Origin of the sequence: Haloarcula hispanica ATCC 33960, from assembly GCF_000223905.1 — an archaeon.
Lineage (GTDB): Archaea > Halobacteriota > Halobacteria > Halobacteriales > Haloarculaceae > Haloarcula > Haloarcula hispanica.
The window spans coordinates 22,371-47,220 of record NC_015944.1; the positions used below are offsets into that span (position 1 = coordinate 22,371).

Below are 24,850 nucleotides of genomic sequence, written 5' to 3' on the forward strand. Positions count from 1 at the left end.
TATCGTATAGCTATACCGTCTGACTAATCTTTATATCTGTGCGGTGAATCCGATACGGTATGCTGACCTACACCGTGTACAGCGAGGCCGGCGGTGTCGGCAAGACAACGATGGCGGCGAACCTCGCCGTCGCCGACGCCCGGGCTGGTCACGACGTACTGGCAATCGATATGGATCCACAGGAGGGGAGCCTCTCGTTCCTGTTCGACGTCGCGGACCGCCGAACGGACTCGGAGGCCGACAGTTTAGTACGACACCTCGTCGAACGGCCACGCGGGCCGTTCGCTGACCTCATTGAGACCTCAGAGGGTGTCGATGTCCTTCCCGCACACAACTCTCTGGAAGTGCTCTCGAAACACCTTCGGCGTCGCGAGGAGGAAGCGGCGGACTTCGGTGAGAACTGGAACCCGAACGTCCAGCTCCTTCGTGTGCTAAAGGACGCGGGCGTTCCGTCTGAGTACGACACTGTCATCATCGACCCGCCTGCGACCGCGGACGTAAAACTGTACAACGCATTGCACGCGACGCGGAACCTCGTTATCCCGTTTGAACCCAGCGGGAAAGGCCAACAGTCCGTCGAGGGCCTCGCAGACCTCGTGACCGGGCTTGAAGACACGCTAGATATCAACGTGGGCGTGTTAGCTGCTGTACCGAATCGGTTCAAAGGGACCAACGATCAAGAGGAGATGCTCAAACGGCTCCGTGCGGAGTCGTACGATATACCTGTCGTGTTCCGGGAGCGGACGTCCTTGCTTGAAGGCTGTTGGCGCAAACAGTGTTCAGCGTTCAAATACATTGAAGAACACCGGAGTCGGGAACGTGACTACGAAATCGAAACGCTGGAGCAGTTCGAAGAGCTAGCTGCGCATCTCCGACAGACTCGCGAACAGGAGGCAACAGCATGAAATCCGGCTCCGGCGACGATCCGTTTGCGGAGACCGATTCGGATCCAGGGCCAGAATCGGACGAGCAGCAGGATGAGGTGATGGATGTTGAAACTGAACCCGCCGACGTAGAAACGGCGACCCAACCAGATATCCCATACAAATTCCGGCGTGACTCAGTCAAGCAAGACCGCAAGCAACGGCCGATCTTCATTCGCCCCGAGGTCGAGGAGCGCGAATCCACTTTCCTCCGTAATCTAGAAGACGCAGTCGGTGAGGATGTGTACAAGACCGACGCGCTGGAAGCGGCTCTCGTCGTTGCCATGGACAATCCGGACCTTGTCGCTGAAAAGCTCCGTGAGTGGGGGTACGACTGGGAGCAGTCGGCCGCGTCTCGCTAAGTCCACAATAGCTATTGAGCGCACACCATCGCGTTCTGTCCCGGCTTTGTCTTTTGCTTTTGCAGTCCTCTCTCGATAGCTACCCGAGCGAACCTAAACTGCTAACTGTGTCAACTGCCTACCTTCACCCGCTAGCTTATATAGCTATCTCAACTAACTATCTCTTTTGAATATGCGGAAGGGCTATACCGTATAACTATACCGATTAGCCATATTATGTGAGTATACAGTATGGCCAATTCGATTAGCCATGGGGAATGGCTATGGGGTGTCGATAGGTCGAATAGCTGACGAGCTCGATTAGTCGCTGTACGTGCTGAGACGAGCTAATACGTATAGTTCTCTCTTCGAGATATCTCGACTGTTCCTACGACAACAATCGCTGTGGCCGATACCTGTCGGACGGTTCGCCCCTTCTCCCAAAGACAATTATAGATCTGCCGGTGGCGGGCGTCGAGTGCTTTCGAGAGTTACCACCGATAGGTCAAACCGGCACTAGCGGTTTCCGAATCGAACAGGTGTGTCCACCCAGATGCGTCTATACCTAGCTCAGTGCGCTAGATAATGCCCGAACATCGCTTACAATATCCCCGGGCTGCTGCGGTTCGAAGCTCTCCTGATACTCGATGTCCACCTTCGATAGACTAGCTATTCCCTCCAGTCCGATGTGTCATGAATGGGTGAGGCCACACCAGTGTCAGCTTTCGTCCAGAAGTTCTGGCACAACAACCTGCGTCTATACGACTCCTGCTGTACGAAGGCGTTACGGCCGCTCGGCCGGACCGCGCCGCGTGTCCCATTCCGAAGCCAGTCAGGGGGTTCGCCAGTCCGATGGCATCACCGGCGATGTGGACCGGCCGTGACTCCAGATTGGTGATTCAGCGTCGTCTTTCCGATTACTCTAAGTAGATTAAACAGATATTGTTCAAGAAGCGACGTTCTATCTATAGAAAAGGGCTTATATAGCCACTAAAGTCAATTATCTCCATCAAATTTGAAAAAGTCATTGTACACTCTCCAAACGATTTGTATAATTGCACATTTTGACTTTCAATTTGTCAATCCACACTTGGATTGGTGTTCGGCTATCTAAGATATAGTTAATAGTGTTAATTAATAACAAGAGGGTCGAACCCCGTTAATCAAATTCCGCGTGTCGTGTGAGAATATATAACGATTGTACCCGTGTTATTGTGCTCAGGAACGGGTACCTCTGACCGTTCCGAATGCTTAGCCACGCATCACGTCACTCTATCAATTTGACCGCATACATCGGCTCCCCTGAGTCAGGGTGTAGCATTTGATGAGTAGGATCGGGACTGCTGACAAACAATGACGATCTCGGCGTGTGAGTCTCGGCTGACCGATCAGGTCATGACCGTCTGACCCGCTGGCTGGGAATGGAAGTGAATATACAGCCCATGCAGCAGATCTGGTTGCCTCCTGAGCCCTGGCGATACTTTGACTATACCGAATGGAATCTCAGTTGCCTTACTCTCCCGCTGCACTGGTTGATGCGCGACCGAAGCGCACACACAGAGGAGACAAAGTTTGCCGACGGCGATGTAGCGCCTCTGGCGTCAGCAAGCAGACTTAGTTCGGAATAAACAAATAAGACTGGAATTCGAGCCGACTAAAACGCTCCAAGACGGTACAACAGCGATTGAAACTGGGCGTATGGTTCACAAGCGGAGAAGGACCGCTGATCGAAGGGGCCTCAAACCGATGCATTAGCCACTCTAATAACGGAATCTGATAGGCGAACTCGACACGAGCGTCAAGCTATCCAGCCATTCAGATTGCTACAGAAGGGAGCGTATCACAGGGTGTCCCTGAGAAGGACTGGATGCCCGTCACCGCTCGAGTATTCAGATAGAGCGCATCTGAACTACAGTTCCGGATTAATGCCTTCTTGTGCCATTTCTGGACTCAACTATATCTTCACGACGTAGTGCAGTAGCGATGGTAGCCTTCGATATATGTGAACACTATTTACTCCGGGCGGCCGCAGACTCTAAATTGACCTCGATGATGTTTGCTGCCTCCATCACTAGCTCCGGAAGGTCACTATTGAGGTATTCACCGGACAGTCGCATTTTCGGTGCGGTTACACTGATCGCACCACAAACTGCTCCGTCCACGTCCTGTATCGGAGCGCCCACGGAGCGCATACCCCGGATTTCCTCCTCATCGTTTATGGCGTACCCCTTCCTTCGAATTTCTGCGAGTCTCTCGCGCAGTTCGTCTGGATCAGTAATCGTTTTTTCTGTCTGCTGAACGAGTTCTTCACTGGCCAGTATATCAGTGACTTGGGCTTCATCGAAATGTGCCAGCAGCGCTTTTCCCGTCGCAGTACAGTGGAGATATTGTGGGGACTCCCTGGTACGCCGTTGATAATCCATGGCTACTGTTTCTCCTCCATTATGCTCGTACAGTGTTACCTCCCTGTTCCGGTACGCAACTGTGAGGTGAACCCATTCACTGGTCTCTTCGGCTAACCGTTCTACTTCCTCCTTTCCGATTTGATAGAGGTCGACCCGATTCCGGACGCTTTCACCGAGTGGGACGAACCGCAGCCCCAACCGATATACGCCGTCTGATTTGTCAATAAAACCCTCTGCAACAAGTGTCTGTAGATACGTATGCAATGTACTTTTGGCAACGTCTACGTCATCACAGAGGTCCGCAAGTGTCACTTCAGACTGTGACTGAATCTCGCGCAGGATATCGCTCGCAGTCTGAATCGACTTGATCTGTCGAGTTGCAGTCGGCGGTTCGCGTTCAGTCATATGTTGAGTCTCGTTTATCAGGTTATATGATTTTGGTATATCGAACGTACAGTTTGTCGGTGCGACCGCTTTCGACAGCACATACTGATCCGACCGGTATGATCGCTCAGTAAGGTGGACTCCGCAGTCCAGCACAATCTGACCCAGAAACAGTTTCGCGACCGCTCTCTACATGAACTTTTATTAATGACGCTGTCAATGGAGCAAACGATATGCGCTGTTGGACAAGTCGGCTTAGTCGCCAAGCTAGCCGTATAGCGACTGAGAAGTCGCTTCAAAGCATACACGTCGGAAAACTGAATGCACACGCACACTGCTGGGAAGAAAACGATACAGACAATAAGTAATCGACTCAATAAGAATGAGCTCCGAATTCGACATCAAGTTGTACGACGATATTGATCCCGAAGACCGACCCTCTCTGGGAGAAGCGCTGATCCCTATTATCGGGATGCTAACCGCGCTGGGCATTGGTATCGGCATCTATGGACTTGACCCGCAGTTCCCACTCCTCTGGGGCATTGCATTCACTGGGCTGTTCAGTTACTACCGGTTCGATATATCCTGGGACGAGATGTACTCCGGGATTACACATACGCTGCTAATGGGCATTCAGGTCGTGTTTATCCTGTTTATCGTCTACGCTCTCATCTCGACCTGGATACAGGCCGGAACGATTCCGACGCTCATGTACTACGGGCTTGACCTGCTGCACCCGATAGTGTTCCTGCCGCTCACGGCGATCATTACTGCAGCGATAACGTTTGCCATCGGCTCATCATGGACCGCAGCGGGGACGCTCGGTGTTGCCTTCATAGGCATCGGATCGGGACTCGGACTCCCTGAACCGATGACCGCGGGCGCAATCCTCACAGGTGCATACACGGGAGACAAACAGTCACCACTCTCGGACACGACAAACCTCGCTTCGGCGGTGACAAACACTGACCTGTACGACCACATTAACGCAATGCGGGCAGGCACTTTCCTTGCCTTCTCCATTGCTGTTGTCCTGTACGCCGGTCTCGGCATCCGCGCGTCAGGAGCGATTCCCGTGGACCGCATCGCCGAGATACAGACGGCGCTCACGGGCTCGTTCACGATCTCTCCGCTCGCTTTCTTCCCGCTTCTCGTTACATTTGGGCTGGCGATATACGGTATCTCCGCTATTCCAGCTCTTGGTGCTGGTGTCTTTGCCGGTGCGATAACATCGGCCGTGCTTCAGGGGAACTCGTTCACATCGGTCTGGACCGTCGCACAGAGCGGAACAAGCCCGGAAACGGGGATGGAGCTCGTGAACGGCCTCCTCGCAAGCGGTGGGATGGTCGGCGGTGCATGGGCCGTAACAATTGCCATCGCCGCACTCGCACTGGGTGGTCTGTTCGAATGCACTGGGATTATCGCTGTCCTGGCACATCACCTCGGCCAGCTCAGTGACAGCGTCGGTAGCCTCACTGGAATCACGGTCCTGTCATCAGTCTCGATGAATGTCCTTGCGGCAGAACAGTATATCAGTATCGTTGTTCCCGGCGTGACGCTCGGGAGCCTCTACGAAGAGAAGGGCCTCAAGACCGAAAACCTCTCCCGGGCAATTGAGTCCTCTGGCACCGTCACGAGCGCGCTCATTCCGTGGAATAGCGGCGCGGTGTTCATGGCCGGAACGCTTGGCGTCAGTACGTTCCAGTACGCCCCCTACTACTTCTTGGGCTTCCTTTCGCCGCTTATCCTCATTCTCATGGGAGTTACCGGCTGGCAAATCACGTATACCGAGACCGAGACTGACAGCCAGACTCCGAGTAATGTGGCTGCGCCGGCAGATAGTGACTGAGCGCACTGCCCGGCGATAGCGGGTAAGTACCCCGGACCTCACTGCGATTCGGAATCACAGGCACCATTCGAGTCCACCGAACCGGATATACTCACTTATTGGTGACAAATATCGACGTCTTCGAATATCCCAACCGAAATAGGCGGTAAATACCTTTGAAAATCTGAACTCAAATATAAGGGTATCTGTTTATATACATATACTACAAGAATATAGAAATAACTATCAATACAAGGCCACTCAGCCCAATCCTGGGTGCATACTCTTGTCGACGCTGGGGGGAATGGATGTGAAAATCCCTGCATGGGGGCGTACGACTGTCACATCGAAACGGCTGAACACCCGGAACTGGGAGCGATTAACCACTGAAGCGCAGTTCACGATGTTCTGTAACGCTAGGGCCTCTCGTTAGGGAAGTTCAGACCACTACCACACGGTCGGTCTGCCAGCAGCCTCGGAATTCGCCGACGGACTGCACTGATAGACCGAACTCGTACGTGGTCGTTCGTCCGTCCGGCCCTGTGATCGTTATCCGCTGTTCAGCGTAGTTCTCGTTTCGCTCGACAGGGCCTCGCACGGCCTCTCCGAAGTCGATCATCGGGCGGTACTGCGGTGACTCGACCATGGCTATAAATCGGTCCAGTGGCCCAGTCGAGCGGCGGTTGGCTGGGGAGGCGAAATTGTACGCCGTCATGATACCCGCGTTTTCAAACGGGTCGTCGTTCGTTTCTAGCGCATTGAGCTGGAGGGCAACAGCATCACCAGGGCTGTATGTCTCGCTGGGCGTCGGAAGGCCGGTCACCGGGTACTCGTGTTCTGGCATTGATATCGTAGGTGCCGTGTGTCTCTGAAACAGGGGCTATACCAGCATGAATGGCACGGCTGATCGGCTATAAACCCGGATATCGACGGGCGTTTGTGTTCCCGGCAGCTAGAACTGGCGACTGCGAACATGGCCGCACTCAGGGACGCACTTATCGAGACCATGTTGCTCGACGAGGAGCGGTTTCGCCGGCGGCTTCCGGACCTTGTCGAAACACACAAGCTCCGGAGTGTCGACCCGGATCCTACCGGCGAGTCGCCGGCAGACATTCTCCAGAACATCGATGCGCTCAATCCCGACTCTGTGACTCCCTTCGAGCGAAAGATTATCGCGAAAATAGTGCGACTTGGTACGGCACCGCTGGGCCTGACACTCACCGGGCCTGCATACCAAGATAATCCGCTCAGATATGCGACACAGACGTTCAGAGAGATGACTGGCTATTCGTTGGCTGCACTCCGTGGGGAGAACCTTCGACTTCTGCAAGGGCCGGCAACGGACCCAGAGTCGGTCGCGTCGCTTCAGGGGGGATCGACATCTGGGAACAGCGAACCGTCGAACTGTGGAACTACCGGGCAGACGGCACACGGTTCAGAAACCGAGTGACGATAGTTCCACTCACCGGCCCCAACGGGTCCATCACGAACTGGCTCGGCGTGCAGAAGGCCATCGACACAGCAGACAGCTAACTATCGGTGGCACGACTCAGCGATACGTCCGACTCCGGGTGCCCGGTCAGCCCGCAGTGTAGAGGAGATACGCCAGTGCTCCCGTCATCCCGACGGCAATCATCCACGCCCATCCGGTTAGCCGGACACGCTGTCCGTACTCGCTCAAATCACCGTCGTCGGTTCCGAGTATTGTGACGACCCGACTCGGATGCCTGAACGGACTCGGCGGTTTTGGCGCAGACAGCCGCTGCCGGAGCTGCCGGTACTTGGTGAACGACCAGACGCCGTACAGACACACTGAGAGAATCATCCCGACCCAGAAGCTGAACCCCGCGAGCATCGGGAGCCCAACCGGTCCTAAAAAGGCTGCCTGAATATCCTGTGGCGGGCCTTCGAACCCACCAGTGGTGTTCAACAGGCCGAAAACTAACGCGACCAGCGAGAGCCAGAACCCGACGAAACAGACACTGAGTCCCTGTTTCGAGAGCCGGTGGATTGTCTCACCGTGGCTGTCAACCCACGTCTCGCGTGGCGCTGGCTGCACCTCGCTTGCCGGACGGAGCTCCTGCTGGCCCGGGTTCTTCGCCCCCAGCCCGGAAAGCACCCCGATGACGGAGAGGAAACCGCCGACGGCGATGGCTTGCAGCGGCCACGGCGTCCGCTCTCGAATCAGGAACGCGTCGTCCGGGTCGGCTGGTGAGACGTATGCGCGGGCCGTCGTACCCGGCTCGTAGGACTCGACTACCGACTCCGCCCTCGATCGGTCGGAGTACGTCCGTACGCCCGTACTCGGGAACACCTGCTCGCTGGTGTACGTCTCCCCCTGATACTGGTACGTATAGCGGATCTCCGGTTCGTAGTCGATTCCTCGTCCGCCGTCCATTCGATCGACACTGGAATCGGTGATGGTTGCCTGCACGGGAACGGCGTTGTCGACCGCCTGTGACTGCTGGACGTAGTCGTACCCTCCGAATCCGAGAAGCCCAACGGCGAGGAGCAACAGAAGCGCATTCCTCTGTGAGAGGTGGAGGGTCGTGATTCCGAGCGGGACCTTCATTTCAGTACACAGTATCGTATTCCCCTCGTATGAGAGTCACGCCCCAAACAGGCTTCACAGCTCGGTCGCGTTCTGGTAGGGAGCGACCGAACCAGCGTCACTCGTCGTCTACCTTTCCGTCGCGTCGGTCACGTTCCCTCGCTGCCGGGTCCCGCTCTGCTGGGTCACCGTGCCCGCCGCCACCGGGCGTTCGGACCGAGACGGTCGTCCCGGCCTCGACGTCAACGGAGGCCTTCGCGGGGACCGGTTCGCCGTCGACCAGATTCTCCCCTGTCGCGCCGTCTTCGCCGCCGTCGATTCCAGCGGGGGCCGTCCGCCGGCGCTCCGTCAGTAGGGACACGGTGGCGTCTGTCTCGACGGTGACGGTTCGTTCGAGGCCCAGGCCGCCACGGTATCGGCCGTCGCCGCCGCTCGACGGACGCAGCGCGTACCGCTCGACCCGGAGCGGATACTCGGTCTCCATCGCTTCGACGGGCGTGTTGAGCGTGTTTGTCATTCCGACCTGGACGCCGTCCATCCCGTCCTTCTCGGGCCTGGCACCGAACCCGCCGCCGATTGTCTCGTAATACGTGAAATCGCCGGTTCGGTCGCCGATGATGAGGTTGTTCATCGTTCCCTGTCCACCGGCAGGAACCTTGTCGGGGACTGCTTCGGCAAGCGCCGCCAGCGTGACGTCCATGACGCGCTGGCTGGTCTCGACGTTGCCACCGACGACCGCTGCTGGCGGCTTCGGGTCGAGTATCGACCCTTCAGGTACGGACACGGATACCGGCTCGTAACAGCCGTGGTTCGGCGGAATCTCCGGGTCGGTTATCGCTCGGACGACGAAGTAGACCGCGCTCTTCGCGACTGAAAGCGGCGCGTTCAGGTTGCCCGCCACTTGGTCGGCGGTCCCATCGAAGTCGACAGCTATCGAGGCCCCATCGATGGTGACGGCCACCTCAATCGGGATGTCGGTATCGGTCACGCCGTCGCCTTCGAGGATATCCTGCGCTCGATACGTCCCGTCCGGGAGCCCGTCGAGTTCAGCTTCGACCCGCTCGCGGGAGTACTCGATGACAGCATCGAACGCGTCGAGCAGGGTCGCCCCGTGTTCTTCGAGGAGTTCACCGATGCGTTCCTCGGCCCGGACGTTCGCGGCGCGCTGGGCTCGCAGATCCGCCTCGCGCTCGTCCGGTGTCCGGACGTTGGCACGGATGAGGTCGTGGACCGCCTCGTTGGGCTCGCCGCCGTCGACGAGTCGAACCGCGGGCAGTCGAAGCCCTTCCTCGTAAATCTCCTGTGCACCCGGTGGCATACTTCCCGGCGAACTCCCGCCTACGTCGGCATGATGGGCTCGCGAGACGGCGTACCCGACTATCTCGTCGTTGGGCGCGATCGTCGAGACGAGCGTGATGTCCGGGAGGTGTGTCCCGCCGGCGAACGGGTCGTTGACGATGAAGACGTCGCCCGGTTTCGGGTCCTTCTGGAGGACAATATCCACCGCGTCGGGCATCGCGCCGAGGTGGACCGGAATATGCTCCGCCTGTGCGACCATCCGACCCGACGCGTCGAAGAGCGCCGTCGAACAGTCCTGTCGCTCCTTGATGTTCGGGGAGTACGCCCCCCGGATGAGCACATGTCCCATCTCGGTTGCAACGCTTTCTAGCTGGTTCCTGAGTATTTCCAGCGTTACGGGGTCGATTGCCTCCTGTTCGTCACTCGATGTGGTGGCTTCGTCATTCATTCGTCGCTCACCTCTGCTGTCAGCGTCCCGTCATCGCGAACCCGGACATTCCAGGCCGGTGGGATGACGATTGTGCTCTCATCGCCCTCGACAATCGCGGGGCCGTCGATTTCGTCCCGTGGTGGCAACTTCGGCCGCTCGTAAACCGGGGTTTCGCGGACCTCATCGGCGAACACCGCCTCGCGAGAGCCCTTCTGTGGGTCGCCATCGGCATCGTACTCGACCGGCGGTGCGCTCCGCTCGACGGTCGTCGTCACGCGACAGTTCACCAGTTCGACGGATTCGTCTGCCCGATACCCGTACGCGGACTCGTGGGCTGCTCCGAACCGCTCGCGGGCGTCTGCGGTGTCGAACGGCCGGTCGACGTCCACGGTGAGTTCGAAGCTCTGGCCGGCATACCGGAGGTCGGCTGAGTGTCGCACTGTCGCCGCCTCGCGGTCGCTGACTTCAGCCAGTAGCTCTTCGGACAACTCCTCGTAGACTGCGTCGACATCGTCGGGGTCGACCGCGCCGAGCGAGCGCTGATACGTCCGTACTGCGTCGCGCTTCTCGTCGGCTGCGAGCAGGCCATATGCCGACAACACGCCTGAGGCGCGCGGAATCACGACCCGGTCGATATCGAGGCTGTCCGCGATGGACGCCGCGTGCATCGGCCCGGCACCCCCGAATGCGGCGAGGCCGAACTTCCGCGGGTCGTACCCACGCTCGACGGTCACAGAACGGATGGCCCTGGTCATGTTCGCGTTCGCGACGCGATAGACGCCCCGGGCGGCTTCCAGTGGACCGCCGAGTCCTGCCTCGTCGGCAAGGTCCGCGAGTGCATCGTATGCCGCGTCCTCGTCGAGCGATAGTTCCCCACCCAGGCTGGTGCTTGCACCGATGTAGCCCAGCACGAGGTTGGCGTCGGTGACGGTCGGCTCAGTCCCGCCCTTCCCGTAGCAGGCGGGGCCGGGGTCGGCCCCGGCGGAACGTGGTCCGATCCGGAGTGCCCCCCCGGCGTCGACCCAGGCGATGGACCCGCCGCCGGCTCCGACTGTTTCGACATCGACCATCGGCGTCTTGATCGGCCGCTCGTTGATGACGCCCTCCGTGGTCCGTTCGGCCTCGCCGTCGCGGACGAGACTCACGTCGCTAGAGGTCCCGCCCATGTCGAACGTGACCAGCCCGTCCTGTTCGTCGGCCGCCATCGACCCTGCCCCCACGACGCCGGCGGCAGGGCCCGAGAGAACCGTCGTCACAGCGTTCCGCCTGACGGTATCGGCGTCGGTGATGCCGCCGTTGGCCTGCATGATCCGTGGCTGTGGAACCCCGAGGTCCCGAGCACGGTCGGTGAGGTGACTGACGTAGTGGTCAATCGCCGGCCGTACGTACGCGTCGACGGCCGTCGTCGAGGTTCGTTCGTACTCGCGGAACTCGGCGAGGACTTCGTGGGAAGCCGAGACGGGAACGTCGAGTTCGTCCCGCAGGATGTCTGCGACGTGCTGTTCGTTTTCAGGGTGCGCGTACGCGTGCAAGAGCGAGACGGCGACGGATTCGACATCCAGATCGCGTAACTGCGCGGCGATTGCCCGGACTTCGGCCTCGTCGACGGGCTCTTCGATACCGTCGGTGGTCGTCCGTTCGGACACTTCGAAGCGTCGGCGTCTGGGAACCAGCGGTGTCGGCTTTTCCGCGGACAGGTCATACAGCGACGGGCGATCCTGGCGGCCGATTTCCAGCACGTCCCGGAACCCGTCGGTCGTGACGAGCGCGGTCTTTGCGCCGTCCTCTTCGAGGAGTGCGTTGACCGAGACGGTCATCGCGTGAGAGAACTCGGTCACGCTCTCCGGGTCGATGTCGGCCGCTTCGCAGGCCTTCTCGATCCCGGCGATTACGCCCTCGCTCTGGTCTTCGGTGCTCGGGACTTTCGCAGTTACGAGCGTGCCGTCGAGCGACAGCGTCACGTCGGTGAAGGTTCCACCGACGTCGACACCGATCCGCCGGTCTCCCATCTACAGCACCCCCGCGACGCTGAGCAGCGTCCGAACGCCGAGCCACACGACGATGAGCGTCACAATCGCGCCGAGGGCGTTCGCTATCGACCCGTTCGTGTACTCGCCGAGGAGGTCCAGCTGGTTCATCGCGTATATCAGGAATACCGCGACGATCGGCAATAAAATCCCGTTGACCACCTGTGCAAACACGATGATCTGGACGGGGCTGCCGCCCAGCAACACCGAAAGAACCCCGACACTGAGGATCGTCCCCCAGACCGCACGGAACTGTGTGCTCTGCATATCCGAATCCCAGCCGAGTGCACCTGTGGTCGCCCACGCGCCCGCAAGCGGTGCTGTCGTCGCGCTCGTGAACCCGGCGGCAAAGATGCCGATGCTGAAGAACAGTTCGGCGTACGGACCCGCGATGGGTCGCAGCTGTTCGGCCATCCGGCCGATATCGCTGATCTGGGTTCCTGGCTCGAACGCTGCAGCCGCGGTGACCATAATCGTAATCGTGATCACGCCGCCTGCGACGATCGAGAGCACCGTGTCGATGCGGGAGTGGCCGATATCGTCGGGACCGCTCCACCGCTCCTGGACGTTACTCGCATGCAGGAACAGGTTGTACCCGACGATGGTCGTTCCGATGAGGCCGGTGATGAGGTACAGCGACCCCGAGGGGATACCGGGGACGAACCCCATCGCAATCGAACCGGGATCGGGACCGATGAGGATCGCCGACGCCACGAATGAAAACGCCATCACGGCGACCAGCCCAATGAGCGCTTTCTCGATCAGCTTGTAGCGCCCAGTGTAGAGCAGGAGTCCGGCGACGAGCCCCATCACGACGCCCCACACCGTCGAGTCGATACCCGTGATCGTTGCGAGCCCTGCGGCACCGCCGAGGATGTTCCCGGCCTCGTAGGCGGCAGTCCCGATGCCGATCGCGCCGACAACGAGGAATATACTCACGTATTCGACGATCTGATTGTCGAACCGCTCTCGAAGTGCTTCACCAAGTCCTTCGCCCGAGACGAGGCCCAGTCGCGCGCTCATCTCTTGGAGAACGATCGTTGCCCCAATCGAGAAGACCATTGTCCACAGAAGCGCATAGCCGAACTCCGCCCCGGTGACGCTCGCAGTCGTGACCGTGCCTGGGCCGATGAACGCGGCCGCGACCATCGCTCCTGGACCGACGGCTTTGAGTCGTTTTGTAATGCTCATGATTGTTAGTTTTGATAGCCACTGTCACGGTCCCAGCAGGTAATAAAAAACATTGTTAAGACCTGTGTGTAGTCGGCACATCGGTCGTATGAACACTGTGTACGTGTCACCAGATGTGTGAACGAGTACGAAATACCCTATCTCCGGATTCGAGTCGGTTTGCGTCCCGGGCGGGGGTATTCACTGCTAGCGTTCTCGCAACAGCACCTTCGAAACGCTCTCTTCGATCTCGATTTCGAACGGGAGGTCGGTGATGCTACCGCGGATGAACCGGATCATCAACCATCGCACCGACTCGGATGGGAAAACAACGTGGAAACTCCCTTTTTCGTCCCGTCGAACGGTCAGGAACCCACACAGCGAGAGCCATTCGAGAACGTCTTCGAGTGAATCGAACCGCTCGGCGTACTCCTGTGCGTGGTATTGGGCTACCTGATCGATCATTTCGAGAACCCCCTCGTCACGTTGTGCTGGATCACTAAACTGGCTCAGGAGTGCGTGCAGCAAGTCGATATCCAGAAGCACATGTTCGCCCGTCGAGAGCATCTCGTAGTACGTCTGGAGGTGGTCGCTGTCGCTCGCGTGCGCCGAGTCGAAGTTCGCCGCGTAGAACGCGATTGCCTCGCGGATCAGTTGGCTTTGACTTTCCCCAGTTCGGTCGGTCAGATCCTCTAACGTCTCCTTGGTCTCCTCGTCGAGAGAGACGGTGACGCGGTCGGTTGGCATAGTGCCCCTCGTCGCTGGACGGCCTTAATATCGTGTCGTTTGGTGACAGAGGACTCTCAAACATGGCAGCGACGCGCGACTGGCCGTGGTCTGGGACTCGCCTATGGCCAGGTGCCGCGCTGCTCGCCAGCGTTCATGACCCGCTGGAGTGCGACGACGTACGCGGCGGTTCGGAGCGACGGGAGGTTCCGCTCCTCGTAGGCGTCGACGAGGTTCCCGAACTGGTCGACGATAATCGAGTCCAGTTCCTCGTTCACGCGCTCTTCGGACCAGTAGAAGCGCTGTCGGTTCTGGACCCACTCGAAGTACGACACGATGACGCCGCCTGCGTTCGCGAGGATATCCGGAATGACCAGCGTCTCGCGGTCGCTGAGAACGTCGTCCGCTGCGGGGGTAATCGGGCCGTTTGCGGCCTCAGAGATGACGTCGGCGGAGATGTCATGTGCCAGGGGCTCGTCGATGGCGTTCTCGAGTGCGGCCGGGATCAACAGGTCGACATCAAGCGTGAGCAGTTCCTCGTTCGTGAGTTCCTCCGCTGCGTCCGGATATCCGACGACGCTCCCGGTTTCGCGTTTGTAGTCCTTGACTGCGACGGGGTCGAACGACGCTTCGCTGTAGATAGCCCCGCTCGAATCGGACACGGCGACGACGTTGGCACCCATCTGGTGAATGAGTTTCGCCGCGATCCAGCCGGCGTTTCCGTAGCCCTGGACTGCGACCGTTGCGCCTTCGAGGTCCTTGTCGAGATACTCGAAGGCTTCACGCGCTGCGACGACCGTCGAACGCCCGGTCGCTTCGACGCGGCCTTCGCTGCCACCGCTTGCGAGGTCCTTCCCGGTGATGACGCCGGGTTCGGTCGTGTTTTCGAGTGTCTCGTAGGTGTCCTTGATCCAGTTCATCTCGCGCTGGCCCGTGTTGACATCTGGTGCGGGCACGTCGCGGTCAGCCCCAATCAGCGGCGTCAGTTCCTTCGCGAACGAGCGCGTGACCCGTTCGAGTTCGCTCTCGGAATAATTACTCGGGTCGATGACGATGCCGCCTTTCCCGCCGCCGAGCGGGATATCGCCCGTCGCCGTCTTGTAGACCATCCAGCCGGAGAGCGCCTTGACCTCGTCCCGGTCTACCTGCGGGTGATAGCGGATTCCGCCCTTGTATGGGCCGCGGTCACCGTTGAACTGTGACCGGTACGCACGGAACACCTCGACCGACCCGTCGTCCATCTCGACAGACAGGTTCGTCTCCAGTATCCGCTCGGGAGTTTTCAGCCGTTCCAGCTGTCCCTCTGAAATGTCTAAATATTGTGCTGCTGCATCTATCTGTGTCCGTAGACTCTGGTACGGATTTACATCAGACATATATCCACGGGATTCATCGAGATACCAAAAGCTATCTATTTCTACCAGGAAAATTACTATATCACTCGATATAGTAAGTACTAAAAGAGGGGCTTACAACCGCGCTTGGATCCGAATCTCTTATCCTACCTTCACATTCTTATCAAATTCTGACACAACTACGTTTCCTGTATTGTCCGTCACCCGAACAGCGGTGTTCGTATCGAGTGCCACAGCGTCCGCAACCTGTTCCGTTCCACGTACTGGAACGTTGACCCGGTCGACATCAGGGATCAGACAGTCACGACGTTCGGCACGTTCGAGCAGGACGTCTCCGCTTGGGAAGTGCCAGACCCGCGTCACGGAACGGAACACTGGCATCGACGTCGGCGCTTCGACGCGCCTGATAGCTCTCTTCTCCGTCAAGCGACGTTGTACGTCCATCATAGCTGAGCTGAATCGGCGGGAGCTATTGGCTCGCGACTGCCCGGACGACGGGCAGGGACCGACCGTGTCGGCGTCTGTGTGATGTCCGTCATGTGTCTCCCCGAGTACCGGCCGTCGACCGATGGCACTCTATCGGAACGACCGCGGGAATGAGCAAATACTAAATTGTTTAGCAACGAAGTCCTCCAGACACCAGGTGTTTACTATTGAACCCTCCATACAGAACACGGCAACCGAAACACCCCGTTCCCGACGGGTGGCGACAACTCGAACGAGCGTCTACGCATAGCGCCAGTGGTCTCAGTGATAGCTCTGTGCCTGGGAGAATCAGATGAGCGACGTCGGGAGTCCACTCCACACGGCCCAGGTTCTCGTCGTCGGTTCGGCGAATTGGACCGAGCCGTTCTCAGACGCTCTCAGCGCGAGCACCGAGGCCACTATTCTCACCGCTGGGACGCCATCGGACGCTCTGGATACGGTTCGGCAGCGCTCGGTCGACTGTCTCGTCACGGGCGAGACACTCGACGACGGGAGTGGCACTGATCTGGTCCGACAGCTCCGGGATTCGGCTCCGGATCTCCCGGTCGTCCTCGGAACCACGGACGGCAGTGAGGCCCTGGCGAGCGAGGCAATCCAGGCCGGCGTTTCCGACTACGTTCCCCTCACAGGGCCGGAGGGCCTGCGGATAGACGAGTTGATCCAGCGAACCGGGAACGCGCTCCAGTCCGCTCGGCGAGCGATCACACAGCGCGAACGGGCGCGGCAGTTCGACGCCGTCTTTCACGACACACAGACGGCCACCTGGGTCCTCGACCCGGATGGCTCGCTCGCCCGTGTGAATCAGACGGGACGGGCGATGATCGACGAGGACGTGGACGCGGTCATTGGTGACCTGTTCTGGACGCTGCCGTGGTGGGCACAGTCCGCGGCGACCGAACGCGATATCCGGCAGCTCGTGGAGGCCGCACGCGACGGGCAGTTCGGGAACGCGGTCGTTCACCGGCCGACCACGGCCACGGACCGCGTTATCGAGCTTTCGGTTCGGCCGGTCGAGAACGACTTCGGCGACGTCACCTCGATCGTGATCGAAGGGATAGACATCACGGAGCAGGTCACTCTCGACCGTGACCTCCGCCAGTCCGAGGAACTCCACCGGGTCACGCTCAGCAACATGACCGACACCGTCCTCATGACGAACGAGGACGGTGAGTACACCTACGTCTGCCCGAACGTCCACTTCATCTTCGGCTACACCGACGACGAGATCCGCGAGCAGGAACCGATCGACACGCTCCTCGGTGAGGACCTGTTCGACCGTGCTGAACTCGCCGAGAAGGGCGTTCTCAAGAACATCGAGTGTACCGTCACCGACAAAGCGGGCCACGAGCACACGCTGCTGGTCAACGTCCGCGAAGTCGAGATTCAGGGCGGGACACTGCTGTACAGCTGTCGGGACATCACGAAACGGAAACAGCGCGAGGAAGCGCTGGCGACGCTGCAGGAAACCGCACGGAAGTTCCTCTACACGGAGACCGATCAGGAGATTGCCCACCACATCGTCGATGACGTGCTCAGTGTGTTCGACGTCTCCGCGAGTGCCATCTACCTGCACGACGTCGAGACGAACGAACTCCAGCCTGTCACACAGTCACAGGCGATGACCGAACACCACGGGCCGCTGCCGGCCGTCCGCACGAACGACGACACGCTTCCGAGCCACAGCTTCGTCAACGACGAGACACTCGTGTTCGACGACGTCCACACGTCGGACCGACTGGAAAACCGGGCGACCGACCTCCGGAGCGTCATGTTCATTCCGCTGGGCAACCACGGCGTGTTCGTCAGCGGCTCGACAGCCGTCGGGGTGTTCGACGACGTCACACAGGAACTCACCGACCTGCTCGCGGCGACCGCCGAGGCTGCCCTTGATCGAGTGGTAAGGGAATCCCAGCTCCGGGAACAGGATCGCGAACTCCAGCGGCAAAACGAGCAACTGACCGCCCTGAATCACATCAACAACACGATTCGGGAGATCGATCAGACGATCGTCAGCGCCGAAACACAGGAAGAGATCAACCACACCGTCTGCGAACGGCTGACTGACACGGACCGATTCAAGTTCGCGTGGATCGGCAGCGTCGATCCGGGCGGTAATACCGTCGAAACGCGAGCGTGGGCAGGCAACGAACAGGGGTATCTCGACAGTCAGCCAATCACCGTCGCGGACTCCGAGACCGAGCCCGCCGGCCGGACGGCTGCGACCGGCGAGGTGACGATGATCCCCAACGTCGCCGCTGACCTCCGGAACGCGCCGTGGCGGTCGGACGCGCTCACGCGTGACTTCCTCTCGGTGCTGAGCATCCCGCTGGTGTACAACGATCTCAGGCACGGCATCCTCACCATCTACGCGGACACGAAAGACGCGTTCGACGAGACAACGCGCACAGTGTTGCGCGAACTCGGCGAGACAATCGCCTCGGCGCTCAGTGCTATCGAACGGAAACACGCGCTGCTCACGACGTCAGTGACCCGCGTCGAGTTCGACATCGATGACGAGCGATTCCTCCTGTCGAGACTCGCCCGGTCGGCGGGGTGTACCCTCTCCTACGAGGGCGGCATCCAGCACGCGCCGGCTGGTAACAGCGTGTTCGTCACGGTCGAAGACGCTGACGTGCAAACGGTCGCGGCGGCTGCGGCGGACATGACGTCGATTGACGACGTGACACAGATCAGTGACGACGACACCGAGAGCGGCGTCCTGCGGCTGGAGTTGTCACAGCCGTTCCTCGCCTTAGAACTGGCCGACCACGGCGCTATCTTCCGGGAAGCGACCGCAGACCCGGACGGGACGACACTCGTCGTCGATGTGCCACAGAGCGTCGACGTTCGAAACATCGCACAGTTGGTCGACAGCACGTTCTCCGGCGTCGAACTCAAGCGCAAGGAGACGCTCGAACGGGGTATCGAGCAGGACCGGAGTTCGGAGTTCCTCACGGACCTCACGGAGCGCCAGCTCGAAGTGATTCAGACCGCCTACTACAGTGGCTATTTCGAGTCACCGCGCACGAAGTCCGGCGAGGACATCGCGACGATGCTCGAAATCTCTCCGCCGGCGTTCTACCAGCACGTCCGGACTGTCCAGCGGAAGCTGTTCACCACACTGTTCGAAGACCGGAGTGTCTCGGGTCTGGAGTCGTGAACGGGGTTCAATAATAAACAACCTAATCAACTCCTGCTTCTTTGTTTAACCTCTGAATATTCCTTTGATGTCCTTCTATTCCTTAATCGAGTACTGGCGGTCGGACACCGTCACTCGTGAATACACATGAGAGATGTAGAGCAAGACCACGACGAGGCGACACCGTACGAGTGCTTTGCGTGTGGCAAAGTCATCACTGCAGAGAGCCAACCGGAGAATTGTCAGGACTGTGGCGGTGAAATGCGCAACCGACTGACACCGTTGGAATAACGATGGGATCGGAACTGAGCCCCGCTTCTCCTTCGGAAGACTCGTCGACGCCGTCCGAGCCCGAATCAGCGCTGGAAACAGCCCGTCTACAACTCCACCGAGCCGCGGACCACCTCGATATCGACCCGAACATCGTCGAGCGACTGAACCACCCGCGAAACGTCCACGAAGTCACCGTTCCGATTGAGCGGGACGATGGCACAGTCGAAGTGTTCACCGGGTATCGAGCCCAGCACGATAGCGTCAGGGGGCCGTACAAGGGCGGGCTTCGCTATCACCCTGACGTGACGAGGGACGAATGCGTCGGACTCGGGATCTGGATGACCTGGAAATGCGCGGTGATGGACCTCCCATTCGGCGGCGCCAAAGGGGGTATCGCCGTCAACCCGAAAACGTTGAGCCGAGACGAGAAAGAACGGCTCACCCGTAGGTTCGCACAGGAACTCCGCAAAGTCATCGGCCCGAACCTGGACATTCCCGCCCCGGACATGGGAACGGACCCACAGACGATGGCCTGGCTGATGGACGCCTACTCCATGCAAGAAGGCGAGACGATTCCGGGTGTCGTCACCGGAAAGCCGCCGATTGTCGGTGGGAGCAAGGGACGCGAGGACGCGCCCGGTCGGAGCGTGGCGATTATCACACAGTTGGTCTGTGAGTACTACGACCAGCCGCTGTCAGAGACCACGGTCGCAGTACAGGGCTACGGCAGTGTCGGTGCGAATGCCGCACGGTTGCTCGACGAACAGGGCGCGACTGTCGTCGCGATCAGCGACGTGAACGGGGCAATGTACGACCCCGCCGGTATCGATACGGCGACAGTGCCATCACACGACGAGGAACCGGAGGCGGTCACCGAGTACGCCGACACCGTGATTTCGAACGACGAGCTGCTGACGCTGGACGTCGACGTCCTCATCCCGGCTGCACTCGGGAACGTCATCACTGAGGCCAACGCGGACGACATCGCCGCGGATTTCGTCGTGGAAGGGGCAAACGGCCCGACCACGTCCACCGCTGACTCCATCCTCGCTGACCGAGATGTCATGGTGATTCCGGATATCCTGGCGAACGCCGGTGGCGTCACGGTGAGCTACTTCGAGTGGCTACAGGACATCAACCGTCGGTCGTGGTCACTTGAGCGCGTGAACGACGAACTCGACGAAGAGATGCGGGCGGCCTGGGACGCCGTCCGGACGGAGTTCGAAAACCGCGACATTACGTGGCGCGATGCGGCGTACATCGTTGCCCTGTCCCGTATCGCGGAGGCCCACGAAGCGCGTGGGCTCTGGCCGTAGCACTGGTTCTGTCGGTTCCATTACGGGTTCCACCACTGTCGATGCCGAGAAACCGCGACCACCGCTTCCCTCAGTAGCGGAACTCGAACTGTGCCCCGCCAGCAGTGCTCTCCGTCACACGGACGGTCCAGCCGTGCGCTTTGGCGATGTCCGCCACGATTGAAAGTCCGAAGCCAGTCCCTCCTTTGGTAGACGTCACGCCGTGTTCCAGTACTTCCTCACGCTTTGCCGGCGGAATCCCGTCGCCGTCGTCCGCGACGTAGAACCCGTCAGGGCTGTCTAGCTGCCCGACGGTTACGGTGACGGCGTCCCCACCATGCTCGATAGCGTTCCTGAAGAGGTTCTCGAACAGTTGCGTCAACCGGCCGGCGTCACCAGCCACTGTCGGGACCGCCTCAGCAACTGTCAGCGTTGCGTCAGCGGTGTCGACGTACCCCCACGCCTCCGTCGTCACGGTCTTGAGATCGATTTGTTTCGTATCCGTGATTGTGGTCTCACCGCGTGCCAGCGTCAGGAGGTCGTCGATCAACTGCTCCATGCGGTCGTGTGCCGCCTCGATCCGCTCTAGGTAACTGAGGTCGCCCGTCTCCTCGACGATGTCGAGAAACCCGATGGCGATGGACAGCGGGTTCCGGAGGTCGTGGGCGACGACACTGGCAAATTCGTCGAGCCGCTCGTTTTGCCGCTGCAGTTCGGTTTCCCGGCTTGCGCGTGTGAATGCCGCCTCGACAGTCGCACCCAGTATCTGGAACAGGTCCACGTCTGTATCAGAGAACGTCTGTTCCTGTGTCGTTCCGACGCCGATAAGCCCAAACTCGCCCAGAGGAACGAACAGGCCGCTCCTGAGTTGTGCGTCGGCCTTGCCGAGTGTTACTTCGGACTGGAGATCGTCGTATTTACGCAACTCCGACGCCTCGAACGCCTCCCACGCAAGCGCCTCTCCGGACTCCAGCCGCGGGAGCTCACCGAGCAGTTCTCTCGTGGCCGCACTCGCCGTCAGCGGGACGAGCTCGTCGGCTTGGTTGGCAGACTCCCAGATCCCGGTGAGCTCGAACCCGAGAATATCGACGGCAGCCTCGACAGCGATGTCGCCGATTTCGGCACTCGACTGTGCGCCGCTGAGCCGCTGCGCAGTCGCCTGCAGTGATCGGAGCTTCGACTCTAACTGCTTCTGGTCAGTGATATCCTCCAGAACGGCCAGTATGCTCGTTATTTCCCCATCCGGTGCAGTGATTGGGGCAACCGACAGAAGTAGATCCAGTACCTCACCATCTTTCGTTTCCCGCCGTATCTCCTTGCCGCGAATCGGCTCGCCGCTCAGTGCGCGCTGTCGGTGGGATTCGAATTCAGCCTGCTGCTCGTCCGGGACCATCGGATTGAACTCGCCGAGCACCTCCTCCCGAGACCAGCCGAACATGTTCTCGGCCCCGTCGTTCCAGCGGATGACGGTTCCGTCCGTGTCGATTTCCATGACGGTGAGTGGCGTCGCCTCGATGAGTGATTCGAGTCGCTGGTTCGTCGTTTCGAGTTCGCGTTCCCGCTTGACCTGTTCAGTTACGTTGCGGGCGATGCCGACGATCCGGACGATTTCGTCACCCAACATAACTGGCGCGAGGCTAGTGTCCCAGAACCGTGCGTCGGGAGCGATGTCCAACTCTTCCTGATACGAGATTGGCGCACGCTGTTCGACACAGCGAGTGTAGTTCGCTGCGAGCTCAGCACCACGCTCGGCACCGAATACTTCCCGTGGCGTCTGGCCACGAACTTCGTCGGTAGTGAGTCCGGTCTGTGACTCGTAGCCGGGACTGAGTCGAGCAAACTCGAACGCTCGCTCGTCACCGGCTGTATCGACATCGAGCATGAAGATGGCGTCACCGGAGGTGTCGAGCAGTGCCTCGTACTCCTCGGCGAGCTCTCGGTGTGCGCGCTCCTCGGCTTTTCGCTCGGTGATATCCTGAAATACGCCCCGAATCACTGGCTCGTCATCCTGCGGCTCGTCGACGCGTTCCCCCCACGCCCGAACATCGCGCACGTCACCGCCAGTCCGGACGATTCGGAGATCGAGATCGTACGGTTCTCGGTCCGCAATTGCCCGCTCGACGGCAGTCGTAATCGTCTCCCTGTCGTCAGGATGGTAGAACTCGATCGCGTCGTCGAGCACCGGGTCGTAATCGTCGTCAACACCGTGAATCCGGCGGACCCCGTCAGACCAGTCGAGGGCCCCGGTCGACGGGAAGTACTCCCAGACGCCGATGTCTGCGATGTCCTGCACGCGTTCGAACAGGAACTCCTGGCGCTGGAGGTCGGCGTGGTCCCGCCCCCGCGATATCTCGGCACTCACGAGCTCTGAGAGTAGTTTCACGAACGTTCGCTCTAGCGCTCCAAAGGAATCGACTCGCGTCGTCGGACTCGAAAAATTGACCGTCCCGTACCGGGTCCCGTCGACAACGAGTGGCACGCCGATGTACGACTCTAACTCGAACTCACGATATGCCGGGTGGGTTTCTCTCCCATCGGCAACTGCGTCTGCGAACGAACAGACCGAGTCTGTCCCGATAACTGCCTCGCAGTACGTCGATTCGAGATCGAACTGATCACCGGATTCGATTTCGGACTCCGGTGCGTGCACCGCCTTGACCGTGTAATCGTCGCCCTGCACGCGTGAGACGATTCCGATCTCGAGATCGAGCATTCGACACCCCAGCTCAAGCAGTTCCTGAAGCCGTGTCTCGGCCGAGACATCACTCTTTGCCATGACAGTCTGGAGTTCCCGGAGCGCGTCACGCTCGCGCTCCAACTGTCGCTTGACGTCGCTTTGTTCCGTGATGTCCCGAGCAACGACGAGCGCTTGATTGCTCTTGTTGCTCTGAAACGGTGTCACTCGAACATCAAACGTCCGTTTATCGCCCTCGGCCGTGATATCGAGTTGCAGGTCCGCGTCGTACAATCCCGTGACGCCTCCGTCGCCTTCTATGTCATTGAGCGTCGAACGGACCGCAGATGTAAACTGCTCTGTATCAGACGTAGAAATACGGTTGCCCACAACTGTCTCCAACTGCTGCCCTGCGATCTGCGTTGACTGGTCCCCGGCGATCAGCCGTTTCGAAGCCGCATTCGCGAATTCGATCGTCCCTTCATCGTCGAGGACGAACACGGCGTCGTGGATGTTTTCGAGGATCGTCTCACTGCGCTCCAGTTCCAGCTCTCGCTCCCGCTCGGCTGTAGTTTCGCGTGAAAAAATGGTGAGACCGTCATCGTCCGGGAACACTCGCACTTCGACCCAATAATCGAACGGCTCGCCAAGGTACTGTTCGAACGACACCGGTTCCCCGGTCTCCATCGCGGTTCGGTATTTGTCTTCGAGTTCCGTCCCAACTATCGAGGGGAATTCTTCCCAGATACTGGCACCGATGATATCGTCGGGATTGCGGTCGACACGTCTGGCCATCTTCTCGTTTATGTATTCGATACGCCACTCGTCGTTGACGGCGTAGATCCCGTCAGTTGCCCGTTCCAGCGTTCGCTGGAAGCGGTCGGACAGTCGTTCGGCGACCGCTTGTTTGCGAGCGGCCTCGACGAGCGTCTGTATGCGGCGCCCGAGCAACTCGAAACTGTTCTCGCCCGCATGGATCGGAATGTAATCGGAGACGCCCGCCTGCGTTGCCTCGCTCGCGATTCGCTCGCTTCCCCGGCCAGTGAATAGTATTGTCGGTATTTCGTATTGTTCAGCTTGGAGCCGATCTAAGAGATCAATTCCCGTCCCGTCCGGCAGCGAGTACGACGTGACTACACAATCGACAGTCGAAGTTACAAGCAAGTCGAGCGCAGCCTCCACAGCCCCGACAGCTGTGACTTCAAAGCCCGATGAGATATTCACGAGTTTCGTCTCCGCCAACTCAGCAAAGTCACTATCGTCGTTTACATACAGAACGTGAATACAATCGGACGTCTCACCACCTGTATAAGTCATTATTACACCTACGCAGCGTGCTTTTAAGAATCGAGCGCACCAGTTCTTATCTGTGATATCCCGAGTACGATACAGCCGGCTTTCTGATGCAGATCCAATCAGATTTTAGATGGCACAGATGCCACCTATTCGTTCATCGGGTACCACAAATCAGGCACCGCCGGTATCGGAGTATATATTCTGAGATTTGGGTCCGCAACTTTATGAACCGAAATTAGGTAGATCCG

16 protein-coding genes are annotated in these 24,850 nt (G+C 59.3%); 7 read left to right on the forward strand and 9 right to left on the reverse strand.

The features are described 5' to 3' along the window. Positions 1-59: 59 nt before the first annotated feature. Together HAH_RS17400 and HAH_RS17405 are read left to right on the forward strand one after the other, a co-directional pair. Positions 60-905, forward strand: a complete 846-nt coding sequence (locus HAH_RS17400; RefSeq protein ID WP_014031014.1) for a ParA family protein — start codon at positions 60-62, stop codon at positions 903-905. Then, on the forward strand, positions 902-1,285 hold the full coding sequence (locus HAH_RS17405; RefSeq protein WP_014031015.1) for a hypothetical protein: 384 nt from the start codon (positions 902-904) through the stop codon (positions 1,283-1,285). Before HAH_RS17400 ends, HAH_RS17405 begins: the two co-directional genes overlap by 4 nt. 1,988 nt (positions 1,286-3,273) lie before the next feature. Here the strand turns inward: HAH_RS17405 and HAH_RS17415 are convergent. Beyond that, positions 3,274-4,074, reverse strand: coding sequence for an IclR family transcriptional regulator (locus tag HAH_RS17415; RefSeq protein ID WP_008311746.1), 801 nt, complete (start codon positions 4,072-4,074; stop codon positions 3,274-3,276). Between the two features lie 361 nt (positions 4,075-4,435). On the opposite strand from HAH_RS17415, the gene arcD reads away from it, so the two are divergent. Then, positions 4,436-5,902 carry an arginine/ornithine antiporter ArcD gene (arcD, locus tag HAH_RS17420; RefSeq protein WP_014031017.1) on the forward strand — a complete coding sequence of 489 codons (1,467 nt, stop codon included), beginning with the start codon at positions 4,436-4,438 and terminating at the stop codon, positions 5,900-5,902. Between the two features lie 418 nt (positions 5,903-6,320). On the opposite strand, the gene HAH_RS17425 is transcribed toward arcD, so the two are convergent. Then, entirely contained in the window at positions 6,321-6,725 is a 405-nt protein-coding gene (locus HAH_RS17425; protein ID WP_014031018.1) for a DUF4864 domain-containing protein, read from the reverse strand. Between the two features lie 129 nt (positions 6,726-6,854). Here HAH_RS17425 and HAH_RS17430 point away from each other — a divergent pair, with 129 nt between their 5' ends. Further along, on the forward strand, positions 6,855-7,331 hold the full coding sequence (locus HAH_RS17430) for a hypothetical protein (protein WP_014031019.1): 477 nt from the start codon (positions 6,855-6,857) through the stop codon (positions 7,329-7,331). A 129-nt stretch (positions 7,332-7,460) separates the two neighbouring features. On the opposite strand, the gene HAH_RS17435 is transcribed toward HAH_RS17430, so the two are convergent. The 6 genes from HAH_RS17435 to HAH_RS17460 all read right to left on the reverse strand — a co-directional run bounded on the left by HAH_RS17435 (position 7,461) and on the right by HAH_RS17460 (position 15,460). Continuing rightward, the gene (locus tag HAH_RS17435; protein ID WP_014031020.1) at positions 7,461-8,453 is read right to left on the reverse strand and encodes a DUF3592 domain-containing protein; all 993 of its coding nucleotides are present in this window, start codon (positions 8,451-8,453) and stop codon (positions 7,461-7,463) included. A gap of 97 nt (positions 8,454-8,550) precedes the next feature. After that, positions 8,551-10,179 (reverse strand): hydantoinase B/oxoprolinase family protein, encoded by a 1,629-nt coding sequence (locus HAH_RS17440; RefSeq protein WP_014031021.1) that lies wholly within the window; start codon positions 10,177-10,179, stop codon positions 8,551-8,553. Further along, positions 10,176-12,170, reverse strand: a complete 1,995-nt coding sequence (locus HAH_RS17445) for a hydantoinase/oxoprolinase family protein (RefSeq protein WP_014031022.1) — start codon at positions 12,168-12,170, stop codon at positions 10,176-10,178. Before HAH_RS17445 ends, HAH_RS17440 begins: the two co-directional genes overlap by 4 nt. Then, complete coding sequence (locus HAH_RS17450; RefSeq protein ID WP_014031023.1) at positions 12,171-13,379, reverse strand: Nramp family divalent metal transporter; 1,209 nt, start codon at positions 13,377-13,379, stop codon at positions 12,171-12,173. A 186-nt stretch (positions 13,380-13,565) separates the two neighbouring features. Next, positions 13,566-14,105, reverse strand: coding sequence for a ribbon-helix-helix protein, CopG family (locus tag HAH_RS17455; RefSeq protein ID WP_014031024.1), 540 nt, complete (start codon positions 14,103-14,105; stop codon positions 13,566-13,568). 101 nt (positions 14,106-14,206) lie between these two features. Beyond that, positions 14,207-15,460 (reverse strand): Glu/Leu/Phe/Val family dehydrogenase, encoded by a 1,254-nt coding sequence (locus tag HAH_RS17460; protein ID WP_014031025.1) that lies wholly within the window; start codon positions 15,458-15,460, stop codon positions 14,207-14,209. A 757-nt stretch (positions 15,461-16,217) separates the two neighbouring features. On the opposite strand from HAH_RS17460, the gene HAH_RS17465 reads away from it, so the two are divergent. The 3 genes from HAH_RS17465 (at position 16,218) to gdhB (ending at position 20,653) form a co-directional block, all read left to right on the forward strand. Beyond that, positions 16,218-19,085: a bacterio-opsin activator domain-containing protein gene (locus HAH_RS17465; protein WP_014031027.1), complete on the forward strand. Its 2,868-nt coding sequence runs from the start codon at positions 16,218-16,220 to the stop codon at positions 19,083-19,085. A gap of 126 nt (positions 19,086-19,211) precedes the next feature. After that, a complete protein-coding gene (locus HAH_RS19660; protein ID WP_014031028.1) occupies positions 19,212-19,355 on the forward strand; it encodes a rubrerythrin-like domain-containing protein in 144 nt (47 codons plus the stop codon). 2 nt (positions 19,356-19,357) lie between these two features. Next, on the forward strand, positions 19,358-20,653 hold the full coding sequence (gdhB, locus tag HAH_RS17470) for a glutamate dehydrogenase GdhB (RefSeq protein WP_014031029.1): 1,296 nt from the start codon (positions 19,358-19,360) through the stop codon (positions 20,651-20,653). Positions 20,654-20,723: 70 nt separating this feature from the next. Here the strand turns inward: gdhB and HAH_RS17475 are convergent, their stop codons facing one another. Further along, on the reverse strand, positions 20,724-24,623 hold the full coding sequence (locus HAH_RS17475; RefSeq protein WP_023842986.1) for a PAS domain-containing protein: 3,900 nt from the start codon (positions 24,621-24,623) through the stop codon (positions 20,724-20,726). Positions 24,624-24,850: the final 227 nt, after the last annotated feature.